Source organism: Coriobacteriia bacterium, assembly GCA_018368455.1.
GTDB lineage: Bacteria > Actinomycetota > Coriobacteriia > Coriobacteriales > UMGS124 > JAGZEG01.
The window spans coordinates 38,705-50,720 of sequence record JAGZEG010000014.1 but is presented as its reverse complement, the minus strand read 5'-3'; the positions used below and the strand labels follow the sequence as shown (position 1 = coordinate 50,720).

Below are 12,016 nucleotides of genomic sequence, written 5' to 3'. Positions count from 1 at the left end.
CGTTGACGGACTCCACGCTACCGATGTGGGCCGCCGGGCGCTTCACCTCGTGCCCATGAATGACAACATCGCAGGTTGTGGGCATAGATTCACCTGCTCCGGGTGAAGCGGATGGGGGCATACTTTGCGGGGACGGATTGCGTCGGGGCCGCCTTTCCAGCGGGTGACGTAGGCGTGGGCTCGTCAATACGTCGTTTTGGAACGGGTGGATTGCGCGACGGTCTTCCATCGCGCGTAGTCCAGCGGATCGGACTGGAACGAAAGGGGGCCGGCATGGCGAGAGGACTGGGTGAGGCGGTGCGAGTCACGCTAGAAGACGGGCGTGCCCGTCTCGGGGCGTGCGCCATCGCCGTTCTTCTCGTTCTCGGCGGTGTCGCCCGATCCTATATGGAGCTCTCGCTCGACGGCGTCGGGCGCTTCCCCATGCCGGGCGACAACGTCGCCATGCTGCTCTGCTGTCTCGTGCCGTGCGCCCTGCTCGCGGTGGGTCCTTGCGTGCTGCGTCGAGCCATGGGAGGCCGCGCGGGCCGGGTGCTCGTCTGCGGGCTCGCCCTGATCTCAGCGGCGCTGCTCGCCGTCGCTGGCCTCGCGCCGCATGCGCTTCCGACGTCGGCGCTGTCCGCCGCGGGCGTGCTTGCGCGCGTTGCGAGCATGCTGGGCCTCGTGGCGCTCTGTGCGGTGGCGGGCCCCGCGCGCCCACTTGCCTGCGCTGCCCAGATGGCGCTCGGCATTGCGATAGCCGCGTGCCTCGACGCCGCTTTCCTGCTTTTGGCGCCTGCGGGCGTTGCCATCGCGGGCCTGGCTCTGCCCTTTGCGCTCTGGCTGTTGTTGGGACGTCTCTCCCGCACGAGTGGCGGGAGCGAGCTCGCGGGCCAGGGGGTGCCGGGGCCTGCCTGCCCCGAGGCCGAGTCTTCCGCGGGGGCGCGAGGCGCCGATGACGGGGGAGCGGCTTGCCCGGACGCCAGCGCCTGCGGCTGGAATGCCGGCAGGGCGGCGCTCGGCAGCGTCGGCCTTCTGCTCGTGACGTTCGCGCTGTACGGCGTGACGGGTGGCCTCGCATCGAGCCAGGCGTTCTCTGTGGGCGTTTTCGCCCTGGGCGGGGCGGATGCGCTTGCCCGCTCCCTCGTGCGCGACTGCCTCATCAACGACGCCGGCCTGCTGCTCGGCGCGCTCGTCCTGCTCGAGGGCACGCGGCGCCTCGACGCGCGCGGCTCGGGGCCGCTTGCGCTGCGCTGCGTTCTGCTGCCGGCCTATCTCGTCGCCATTTTCCTGACGCCGCTCATGTCGGGTGCCGTGGCCCTGCTCGTACCTCTGCTCATGGCCCTGTCCCAGGGGTTGTTCTACGGCCTGCTCTGGATGGCCCCTGCGGCGGTGGGCGAGGCCGAGGACGAATCTCCTGGGGGCCGCGACGCCGCGCTTGTGCGCCTCTCTGCCGCGCTCGGCTGCTTTTTCGGTGGGACGTACGCGGGCATGTGGTTCGGCGGCGATCTGCTCCCGCAGCTCGGCAGCGGCGACCTCTACATGATTGCCGCTGCCGTCGTGCTCGGCGCCGTCCTGTGCCTAGAGCTCGCGCCGCGCCTCCTCGCTCCGCAGCGCCCTGCGGGGGAGCTGGCCCAGCCGAGCTCTCCGGACGTTCCCGCCTCACAGGCGGAGATCGCGCGCGACGCCGTGGCCGCGGGCGAGCAGGGCGTTGAGCGGCTGGCCGACATCGCGGCGGAGGCGTGGGGTCTGACGCCGCGTGAGCGCGCCGTGCTGCCGGGCCTGGCGCGGGGCCGCTCCATCGCGTGGGTGGCCGACTCCCTGACGCTGAGCCGCAACACGGTGCACACGCACGTGCGCAACATCTACCAGAAGGCGGACGTCCACTCCCAGCAGGAACTCATCGACGCCGTTATGGCCCTCGCCGACGGGGAGCCGTAGACGCGTTGCCGCGGGCGGGCGCGTTCAGCAGCCTGTCGTTTGAGTGGAGCCTCCCGACGCGCGCCTCGGGCCGGGCGCCCCAAAGCTCTCTCTTGCGCTATGCTGGCCCGCAAGGCTATGACGAAGAGGTTCCGCGCACACGCGCCCAGCACAGAGAGGCGGGCCGGAGGCATGCCGGGGGTCGACGCATGTTGCGCGCCTGCCCACGGACACGCCCAGGCTGCAAGCTCGCCCAGGAGGTGCCGCGCGGACGTTCACTTCACCAGCCGCGAGCTGAACGAGGGCACGCCTGCCGCCGCATGGCGACGCAGCGACCCTCTGCGTAGGCGAGCCGGACTGGCCTCCCGACACCAGGGGCCGTAACGAGCGGGCACTCCGGACAGACAGCCGGGCGTGCCAATCAAGGTGGTACCGCGGTTAAATCCGTCCTTGAGCAGTGGCTGCCGGGGGCGGATTATTCATATACAGACCCCGGCCGATCGAGAGAAGGGATTGTGCATGTCGATTCTCGATGACCTGCGCGGCATTCGCGAGCGCGCCCTCGCCTCCATCGCGGCGGCGGCGGACACGCGAGCCCTCGAAGAGGTGCGCGTCGCCGTGGCCGGCAAGAAGGGCGAGCTCACGTCCGTGCTGCGCGGCATGGGCCAGCTGAGCGCTGACGAGCGCCCCGTCGTGGGCAAGCTCGCCAACGAGGTGCGCGCCGCCGTCGAGGAGGCGCTGGCCTCCCGCAAGCAGGACCTGTCCGCCTCCGAGCTTGAGGCCAAGATGGCTGCCGACGCCGTCGATGTCACGCTGCCGGGCCGCGCCCACCCGCTGGGCCACCAGCACCTCATCAACGCCATCCGCCAGGAGATGGAAGACTTCTTCTGCGGCATCGGCTACACGATCGCCGACGGTCCCCGCATCGAGACGGAGTACTACAACTTCACGGGCCTCAACACGCCGGCTGACCACCCGAGCCGCTCCGCGCGCGACACGTTCTATGTCGTCGACGAGTCCCAGGGCGCTGACGGCAAGGCCACGACGGGCGTTATCGGCGAGTCCAACGTGCTGCTGCGCACGCAGACCTCCGGCGTCCAGGTTCACACGATGGAGTCGCAGAAGCCGCCTATCTACATGATCTGCCCGGGCGAGGTGTTCCGCCCCGACGCGCCTGATCCCTGCCACCTGCCGCAGTTCCACCAGGTCGAGGGCCTCGTCGTCGACCGTGGCATCACGTTCGGCGACCTGAAGGGTACGCTTGACGCCTTCGTGCGCGCCATGTTCGGGCCCGATCGCCAGACGCGCTACCGCCCGCACTTCTTCCCGTTCACGGAGCCGAGCTGCGAGGTCGACGTCTCGTGTGGCGTGTGCCACGGCGAGGGCTGCCGCTTCTGCAAGAACACAGGCTGGCTTGAGATTCTCGGCTGTGGCATGGTCGACCCCAACGTGCTGTCTATGAGCGGCATCGACCCCGAAGAATACTCGGCGTTCGCGTTCGGCATCGGCATCGAGCGCGTCGCCTGCCTGCGCTACGACCTGCCCGACCTGCGCATGCTGGTAGAGGGTGACATGCGCTTCCTGAAGCAGTTCTAACCTGCACGCGCGGCGACCGTGGCACGCCATCTGCGGCGTTGGAACGAGGCTTGCGTATGTCATACGCGGCACCTCGTTCCGCCTTGCATACGACGCACCACGGCACCGCGTAACGGTGTAGATGGTTCGAACGCCTGATTTTGGGCGCCGCGTAACGGAGTTGGGAGTCTGACTGGTTGTTTTGACCGGCCCGAGTGGTTTTTTGTTTTGATTTTTGAACGGGGGTGAGGTGCGCCGGATGCAAGGCGCACGGAGGCGAAGCGTATTGGACATACGTGAGCCTCCGCGCAACGCCGCAGACGGCGTGTCTCAGCCCCGCTGGACCCGGATACAGTTTCCTTTGAAAGGAACGCCATGAAGGTTTCTTACGAGTGGCTCAAGACGATGGTCGCGGTGCCGGACGACCCGGCCGACCTCGTGCGCGCATATACCCGTACCGGCACGGAGGTCGAGGGCGTCGAGACGATCGGCGCCAACCTCGACCACGTCGTGACGGGCCAGATCCTCACGAAGGAGAAGCACCCCGACTCGGACCACATGTGGGTTACGACCGTGGACGTGGGCCGTGCCAACGTCGATGCGGACGGCAACCCCGTCCCGCTGCAGATAGTGTGCGGCGCTCAGAACTTCGAGGCCGGCGACCACAACGTCGTCGCGCTCGTCGGCGCTGAGCTTCCCGGCGACGTCCACATCAAGAAGAGCAAGCTGCGCGGCGTCGAGTCGTGCGGCATGAACTGCTCGGAGCGTGAGCTGGGTCTGGGCGGCGACCACGCCGGCATCATGATCCTGCCGCCCGACGCGCCCGTCGGCATGCCCATCGGCCAGTACCTCGGCACGTCCGACACGGTCATCGAGTGCGAGATCACGCCGAACCGCGGCGACTGCGAGTCCATGTGGGGCATGGCACGCGAGACGGGCGCCGTGCTCGACGAGGACTGGACGCCCGAGGTGCCGGCCATCGAGCACGAGGACGCCTCCAACTCCGCTACCGACAAGGTCGCCGTGACGATCGACGACCCGGAGCTGTGCCAGCGCTACGTCGCCCGCGTCGTCAGCGGCGTCAAGATCGCCCCGAGCCCTGAGTGGCTCGCCCGCCGCGTCATCGCCGCCGGCTCTCGTCCCATCAACAACGTCGTCGACGTCACGAACTACGTCATGTATCTGACGGGCCAGCCGCTGCACGCCTTCGACCTCGGCACGCTGACTCGCGGTGAGGACGGCCGCGCCCACATTGTCGTGCGCGCCGCCCACGATGGCGAGCACATCACGACGCTCGACGGCCAGGATCGTGCTCTGACGAGCGATATGTGCGTCATCACTGACAATGGCGCCGCGCTCGTCGCCCTCGCCGGCGTCATGGGCGGCGCCGACACGGAGATCACGGACGCGACGGTCGACGTCCTGCTCGAGTCCGCCGCGTTCTCGTCGGCTCACACGTCGCGCACGAGTCGCAACCTGCAGCTGTTCTCCGAGGCTGCTATGCGCTACGAGCGCACGGTCGACCCCGAGGGCTGCCTGCGCGCGGCTGACATCGCCGCCGCCCTGTTCGAGCAGGTGTGCGGTGCCACGGTGTGCGCTGGTGCCGTCGACGCCTATCCCGCGCCCAAGGCCCAGCCGACGCTGACGCTGCGCTGCGAGCGCCTGCGCGCCATGATGGGCGCCCCCATCACCGACGAGTTCGCCTCCCACGCTCTCGAACGCCTCGGCTGCACGGTCGAGGCCGGCTCTGAGCCGCACACGCTCAGCGTTGTTCCGCCGAGCTTCCGTCCCGACCTGCCCCGCGAGATCGACCTGTACGAGGAGGTCGTGCGCCTGTGGGGCGAGGGCGACATCGAGGCCACGATCCCGGCCGCCAAGAACCACGCTGGCGGCCTCACGGAGGAGCAGCGCCTGCGCCGTCGCGTGTGCGAGACGCTGCGCGCCTGCGGCCTCAACGAGACGGTGTCTTATAACTTCGTGCCCGACACGGACCTCGCCCGTCTGCGTATGAGCGAGGAGGGCCGCGGCCAGGCCGTTCGCCTCATGAACCCCATGTCCGCCGACTGGGAGGTCATGCGCCGCTCGCTGCTGCCCGGCCTGCTGCGCAGCGTGTCGTACAACCAGCACCACGGCCAGGGCAACGTCGCGCTCTACGAGACGGGTCGCCTCTACTTCGGACGCGAGGGCAAAGCGCAGCCCAAGGAGCGCGCCTACGTTGCCGGCGTCCTGGCGGGCAGTTGGGGCGAGGACGGCTGGAACGTGCGCTACCCGCAGCTCGACTTCTTCGATGCCAAGGGCGTCGTCGAGAGCCTGCTTGCGGCCATGCGCGTCGAGAAGGTGCGCTTCAAGGCCGCTGACGCCCAGACGCACGCCTTTGCGCAGCCCGGCCGCGTCGCCGAGGTGCTCGCGGGCGGCGCCACGCTGGGCTGGGTCGGCGAGCTGCACCCCGCCATGCTGAAGGACTGGGACGTCGAGGCCCCCGTTGCGGCGTTCGAGCTCGACCTCGAGGCGCTGCTCAAGGCCTCCCACGACGAGCTGCCCTATCAGGACGTGCCGACACTGCCGGCCGTCGAGATGGACCTTGCGCTCATCGTGGACGAGGACGTGACGTGCGAGCGCCTGCTGCAGGTCATCGGTAGCGCCGGTGGCAAGCAGCTCGCCGACGCCCGCCTGTTCGACGTCTACCGCGACCCGAAGCACGTGGGCGTGGGCAAGAAGTCCATGGCGTTCGCGCTGCAGTACCGCGCTGACGACCACACGCTGACGTCTCAGGAGGCCGAGGAGCTGCACGGCCGCCTCGTGACGAAGGTCTGCCGCGCCACCGGTGCGCAGGTGAGAGGGGAGTAATCCCATGCCAAAGCTGTCCCAGCCCCGCGGTGGCGCAACGCCCGCCTCGAATCGCCCCGAGCGCATCGAGGCGGGCGGTGCCCGTGGCGTCCAGCGAGACGACGTCGGCGCGAGCGCGACGCAGGCGAGCGCTGCTCGCACGCGCACGATGGACGCGGGCGGCGTGCGCGCGTTCTCGGCGAGCGACTACCAGGCGCCCGAAGGCGCGCCCGGCGCCGCCCAGACGCAGGCGAGTGCCGTGGATGCCGCGAGGCTGGGACGGGCCGAGGGTGTGTCTTCCCTGCGGCAGGGACATCTGTCGCATTCGCAGGAGGGGCGCGCCAAGGCCGCGGAAGTCCGGCGGGACAAAATGCTGCCCGTAGCCGTCGTGATGGTCGTCGTGGTCGTCGCTATCGGCGTCGGCGCGTTCTTCCTGTTCCGCAGCGCTCTCTCCAGCGTGAACGAGAGCGCGACGAGCGCGCAATCGGCCCACTACGCGACGGACGCGTACGTACTCATGGCCGTGCGCTCGGACGACGGCGCTCTCTCCAGCGCCTACCTGGGCTACGTCGACTCCATCAATGGGCGCACGGAGCTGTGCCTGCTGCCTGCCGACATTGAGGCGACGATGCCGAGCGGCGAACAGGCGGGCACGCTGGCATCCGCGTTTGCCGACGGTGGGCTTGATCGCCTTGCCAGTTCCGTGGGCTCGCTTGGCAACATAGAGCTCGCTGCCTCGTTCGTCGTGACGTCGGCGCAGATGGACGCTATCATCGACGTGGCAACGAACGCCTCCTCGTCGCAGGACGTCGCAGGGCTTGCCGGCACCATCGCCGCCGAGCCGGGACAGAACGTGACGGAGGCTGCCCTGCGCGGCCTGCTCGTGACGATGCACGACGTGGGAAGTGAGGGCTACGTCGAGATGACGGCCCCGACGACGCAGGACGACTCCGCGGCGAAGGAGCTGCTCGTCGACGACTGGCAGACGATGGTGCGCGGCATGCGCGACGCGGCGAGCGACGTGACGCTGGCGGGATAGCCCCGCTGGCATGACGCGCGCCATGCTGGACGATACGAAGAAGAGAGAGCGTGCGATGGCAGAAAGCACACCGAACGGCGCGGGCTCGGCCGGCGACACGATGGAGTTCCTGAAGCTCCTGGACGCCGCGGCGGCCGGAGATCCCCCCTCGGCCGGCGGCGCGGACGTCCCGCCGCCGGCTCCCCATGCGGCGAGTACGGGCATCTCGGACGCGCTGCCCTCAGGCGCAGCGGGAGGACGCATGCCCTCCATCGACGAGGTTGGCACCGCTCCCGACGCGGCCGCCACGCTCAACGTCGCCCCGGTTCGCGCACGCGGCCGCAGCGGCCCCAAGCCGGTCGTCATCAAGGGCGGCCCGCGCCGCGTCGTGCGCGCTGACGGCATGCAGCCGGAGATGGCGGGCGCGCGGGGGCAGCGCCGCTTCTCCCTGTCCTCCGGCCACCAGATGTTCGTGCGCCAGCGTCGCATGACGCCGCTGACCGGCGCGATCATCGGTGTTGTCGCCCTGGTCGTCATTGCGCTCATCGCGCTTGCGAGCTGGGGCGTCGCCCAGAGCACGGCGCGCCACGACAAGCAGCTCGACGTCGTGGGGACGTCTGACTACGACAACTCGCTGTCGTTGACGCCGGCCAACGACGGCGGCTACTACACCGTGTTCTTCGTCACGTCGACGCCGACGGACGAGGAGACGATCGGCACGCTGTCCCAGGCCGTCTTGTACCGTACGGACAAGGCTGTCACGACGGCGATGCGCATCACGGTGCCTGCCAACCTCGCCGTCGCCACAAGCTCGAGCGACTCGACGATGATCTCGCTGGCCGACGCGCTGACGCAGCGTGGCGTGGCGCGAGCCCTGCAGGGCATCGACGATGCGTTCGGCATCCGCCTGTACGAGGTCGTCGTGCTCGACCAGAGCGACTTCGACGCGCTGTCCGCCGTCATGGACGGCACGGCCCAGGCGTCGAGCGTCGACCCGCAGGGGCTACTCGGTCGCGTGCGCTCGAGCTTCACGCTCGAGCAGATCGTCGAGTTCGCCGGCAAGATCGCCGCCGTCGGCCCGTCGAACATCACGAGCTTCGACGCCCCGACCTCTCCGCGCGAGGGCACGGAACTCGTGAACGGCATGTCCGACCAGTTCCGCGCCGCCGTGGAGAACGGCGGGTCGACGCTCATCCGCGACGAGAACGGCAATCCCGCCGGCACGCAGTACGACGAGGCGGGCAACCCCATTCTCGACGAGCAGGGCAACCCCGCCGGCACGATCTACGGTGAGGACGGTCAGCCCATCGTTGAGAACGGCTATCTCGTCATCTACGGTCAGCAGTACGACGAACACGGCAACTTCGTGGGCACGCAGTACGACGAGGCAGGCAACCCCATTCTCGACGAGTGGGGTAACCCCCGCGGCTCACAGTACGACGAGAACGGCGAGTTCGTGCGCGACTGGCGCGGCAACGTGGTGATCTCGGCATGATGGGCGGTTCGTGCGCCACGACGCCGCAGGGGAGCATGCGCCCCAAGGTGAGCGTCATCATGCCGGTCTACAAGGTCGAGGCCTACGTTGGACGCGCCATCGAAAGCGTGCTCGCGCAGACGTTGGGCAACTTCGAGTTCCTCATCGTCGACGACGGCTCGCCGGATCGCTCGGGTGAGATCTGCGACGAGTACGCTGCCCGCGACGCGCGCATCAGCGTCATCCACCGTTCCAACGGGGGCGCTCCCTCTGCGCGCAACGAGGCCATGGACAAGGCGCGCGGCGAGTACCTGTACTTCCTCGACGCCGACGACTGGGCCGAGCCGAACATGCTCGAAGAGATGTACGCGCTGGGCAGTGCCCACGATCTGCAGCTCGTCATCGCCGGCTTCTACATCGACACCTATGCGGGCGACGATCCCACGAACTTCCTGCGCCAGATCCTGCACGTGCCCTCGCAGGTGTTCGAGAGCCAGCGACAGTTCCGCGAGCAGGCGTGGCGCCTGTTCGACGTCAACCAGTTCTACTCGCCGTGGAACAAGCTGTACCGTCGCGACTACATCGAGGCCAACGGCCTGCGCTTCCCGCAGACGTTCTGGGATGACTTCCCGTTCGTGCTGTCCGTCATCCGCGACGTCGAGCGCGTCGGCGTCATGGAGCAGGCGTACTACCACTTCATCCGGGCGCGCGAGGAGAGCGAGACGACGCGCTACCGCAAGGGCATGTACGAGAAGCGCGAGGAGGAGCACCGCTGGATGCTCGACCTCTACGAGCACTGGGACGTCCACGACGATGACAGCCGCGAGATGATCATGCGCCGCTACTCCGAGCGCCTCGTCGGCTGCGTCGAGAACGTCACGTGCCCCGACTCGGGCCTGACGCGCCGGCAGATGCGCGAGCAGGTGCGTGCCATCATCTCGACGCCGCACGCCATAGAGGCTGCCCGGCTCACGCGCCCGCGCAGCACGGCGGTGCGCTGGCTGCTGTGGCCCATCCGCATGCAGCACCCCTGGGTTGCATATGTCGAGGGGCGCTTCATATCGTTTGTGAAGCGCAATTTCTCGCTCGTGTTCGCCCGCCTCAAGGCGGCGCGCTATGGTAACGGCGAGGGGGCCGTCCGCCCGTCGTAAGCGACCGCCCAGCTGTGCGGACGGGCGGCGGCTCCGCTGTTCTCGTGGGCTTGGGTCACAGGGGCGCCGCGGGCCCTCTGACAGGCTATAAAGAGAAGTACAGTGCACACCTACGCGCAACATTATCTGACCCGCGCGTCGTAACCTGACAGAACCGCACACCGGGAGGTGCCGTATGAAGCCGCTGCACATTATGGACACCACCATCAGGGACGGTCAGCAGTCCCTGTGGGCAACGCGCATGACCATCGGCGACATGCTGCCCATCCTGCCGAAGATGGACCAGGTCGGCTACTGGGCCATCGAGGCGTGGGGCGGCGCGACGTTCGACACCTGTCTGCGCTTCCTCGACGAGAACCCGTGGGAGCGCCTGCGCGCCATCAAGAAGCACTGCCCGCAGACGCCGCTGTCCATGCTGCTGCGCGGCCAGAACCTCGTCGGCTACCACCTGTACTCCACCGACATCGTCAACCGCTTCATCGCGGCGGCGCACCGCAACGGCGTCGACGTGTTCCGCGTGTTCGACGCGCTCAACGACATTCGCAACGTCGAGGACTGCGCGGCGGCCATCAAGGCATGCGGCGGTCACTTCGAGGGCGCCATCAGCTACACGGTGAGCCCCGTCCACACGCTTGACAGCTACATCGACTACGCCGTCGCGCTCAAGAACCTCGGCGCCGACTCCATCTGCGTCAAGGACATGGCGGGCCTGCTGACGCCCTATCGCGCCGCGCGCATCACGACGGCGCTGCGCGAGGCGACGGACCTGCCCATCCACCTGCACTGCCACTACGTCGGCGGCATGGCGCCCGCCAACTACATCAAGGGCACGGAGGCTGGCGCCGCCATCGTCGACACGGCGAGCGCGCCTCTGGCCTTTGGCAACTCCCAGCCCGCCGTCGAGATGATCGTCGCTGCGTTCAAGGAGAGCGGCTACGACACGGGCATCGACCTCGACCTGCTCTTCGAGATCGCCAACTACTGGGAAGAGGTCCGCAAGCGCAGCCACTACAAGCGCGGCATCTCGACCCTCATCCACATGCAGGTGTACAAGCACCAGATCCCGGGCGGCATGATGAGCAACCTCATGAGCCAGCTCGAGATCCAGCACGCCTCCGACCGCCTGCAGGACGTCGTCGAGGAGATCCCGCGCGTGCGCGCTGAGGTAGGCTTCCCACCGCTCGTGACGCCCATGAGCCAGATCGTGGGCACGCAGGCCGTGTTCAACGTGCTGACGGGCAAGCGCTGGAGCGTCGTGTCCGCCGAGATGAAGGACTACCTCTGCGGCAAGTACGGCAAGGCGCCCGGCCCCGTCGACCCCGACGTGCTCGCCAAGGTCGTGGGCGACGCCGACCGCCTGCCCGCGAACGTGGCGCCCGGCTCGCTCGTGACGGACTCGTTCGACCAGGCCGCTGCCGAGATCGGCTCGCTGGCCAAGAGCGAGGAGGACGTGCTCATGTACGCCCTGTTCCCCAACGAGGCTCGGGCGTATCTGTCCAAACACCGCACGGCCGACAAAGTCGAGTTCCTGTACGAGGGCGAGAGCAGCCACACGAAAGAGGAGGACTACGTGGACATCAACCAGATTCGCGAGCTCATCCGCGCCGTCGAGGACTCGGGCGTCGGCGAGATCACCATCAAGGAGGCTGGCAGCGAGGTCACGATCCGCAAGCCCGGCGTTGCCGGCGCCCCCGCGGCCACTGCGCCCGTCGTGGCAGCCGCTCCTGCTGCGGCTCCGGTCGCTGTCCCGGCTGCGGCGCCCGCCGGCGATCGCCCTGCGTCGTGGGTGGCCGTCAAGAGCCCGATGGTCGGCACGTACTACGCCGCCCCGGCGCCTGACAAGCCTGCGTTCGTCAAGGTGGGCGACGAGGTCATGGCGGGCAGCACGCTGTGCATCGTCGAGGCCATGAAGCTCATGAACGAGATCACGGCCGAGTCCATGTGCGTCGTGCGCGAGGTCTGCTGCGAGAATGCCCAGGCTGTCGAGTTCGACCAGCCGCTGTTCTACGTCGAGCCCGTTGAGTCCAACGCCGCCGCCGAGAAGCCCGGCATGACGAAGCAGGGGGCCTAGCA

Annotated in this window: 7 protein-coding genes; all 7 read left to right on the top strand. The window is 68.5% G+C overall.

What is annotated here, in order from left to right; translation table 11 throughout:
• Nucleotides 1-273: 273 nt before the first annotated feature.
• The 7 genes from KHZ24_09560 to accB all read left to right on the top strand — a co-directional run bounded on the left by KHZ24_09560 (nt 274) and on the right by accB (nt 12,014).
• The gene (locus KHZ24_09560; GenBank protein ID MBS5451434.1) at nt 274-1,920 is read left to right on the top strand and encodes a hypothetical protein; all 1,647 of its coding nucleotides are present in this window, start codon (nt 274-276) and stop codon (nt 1,918-1,920) included.
• 498 nt (nt 1,921-2,418) lie between these two features.
• Complete coding sequence (gene pheS / locus KHZ24_09555) at nt 2,419-3,495, top strand: phenylalanine--tRNA ligase subunit alpha (protein ID MBS5451433.1); 1,077 nt, start codon at nt 2,419-2,421, stop codon at nt 3,493-3,495.
• A 354-nt stretch (nt 3,496-3,849) separates the two neighbouring features.
• Entirely contained in the window at nt 3,850-6,321 is a 2,472-nt protein-coding gene (locus tag KHZ24_09550) for a phenylalanine--tRNA ligase subunit beta (protein MBS5451432.1), read from the top strand.
• A 4-nt stretch (nt 6,322-6,325) separates the two neighbouring features.
• Entirely contained in the window at nt 6,326-7,339 is a 1,014-nt protein-coding gene (locus tag KHZ24_09545) for a hypothetical protein (GenBank protein MBS5451431.1), read from the top strand.
• A 55-nt stretch (nt 7,340-7,394) separates the two neighbouring features.
• On the top strand, nt 7,395-8,813 hold the full coding sequence (locus KHZ24_09540; protein MBS5451430.1) for a hypothetical protein: 1,419 nt from the start codon (nt 7,395-7,397) through the stop codon (nt 8,811-8,813).
• A 35-nt stretch (nt 8,814-8,848) separates the two neighbouring features.
• Nucleotides 8,849-9,943, top strand: coding sequence for a glycosyltransferase family 2 protein (locus KHZ24_09535; protein MBS5451429.1), 1,095 nt, complete (start codon nt 8,849-8,851; stop codon nt 9,941-9,943).
• 175 nt (nt 9,944-10,118) lie between these two features.
• The gene (gene accB / locus KHZ24_09530; GenBank protein MBS5451428.1) at nt 10,119-12,014 is read left to right on the top strand and encodes an acetyl-CoA carboxylase biotin carboxyl carrier protein; all 1,896 of its coding nucleotides are present in this window, start codon (nt 10,119-10,121) and stop codon (nt 12,012-12,014) included.
• Nucleotides 12,015-12,016: the final 2 nt, after the last annotated feature.

Coding starts and splice junctions, on each gene's coding strand:
- KHZ24_09560 (MBS5451434.1), top strand. CDS start 274: ATGGCGAGAGGACTGGGTGAGGCGGTGCGAGTCACGCTAGAAGACGGG.
- pheS (MBS5451433.1), top strand. CDS start 2,419: ATGTCGATTCTCGATGACCTGCGCGGCATTCGCGAGCGCGCCCTCGCC.
- KHZ24_09550 (MBS5451432.1), top strand. CDS start 3,850: ATGAAGGTTTCTTACGAGTGGCTCAAGACGATGGTCGCGGTGCCGGAC.
- KHZ24_09545 (MBS5451431.1), top strand. CDS start 6,326: ATGCCAAAGCTGTCCCAGCCCCGCGGTGGCGCAACGCCCGCCTCGAAT.
- KHZ24_09540 (MBS5451430.1), top strand. CDS start 7,395: ATGGCAGAAAGCACACCGAACGGCGCGGGCTCGGCCGGCGACACGATG.
- KHZ24_09535 (MBS5451429.1), top strand. CDS start 8,849: ATGCGCCCCAAGGTGAGCGTCATCATGCCGGTCTACAAGGTCGAGGCC.
- accB (MBS5451428.1), top strand. CDS start 10,119: ATGAAGCCGCTGCACATTATGGACACCACCATCAGGGACGGTCAGCAG.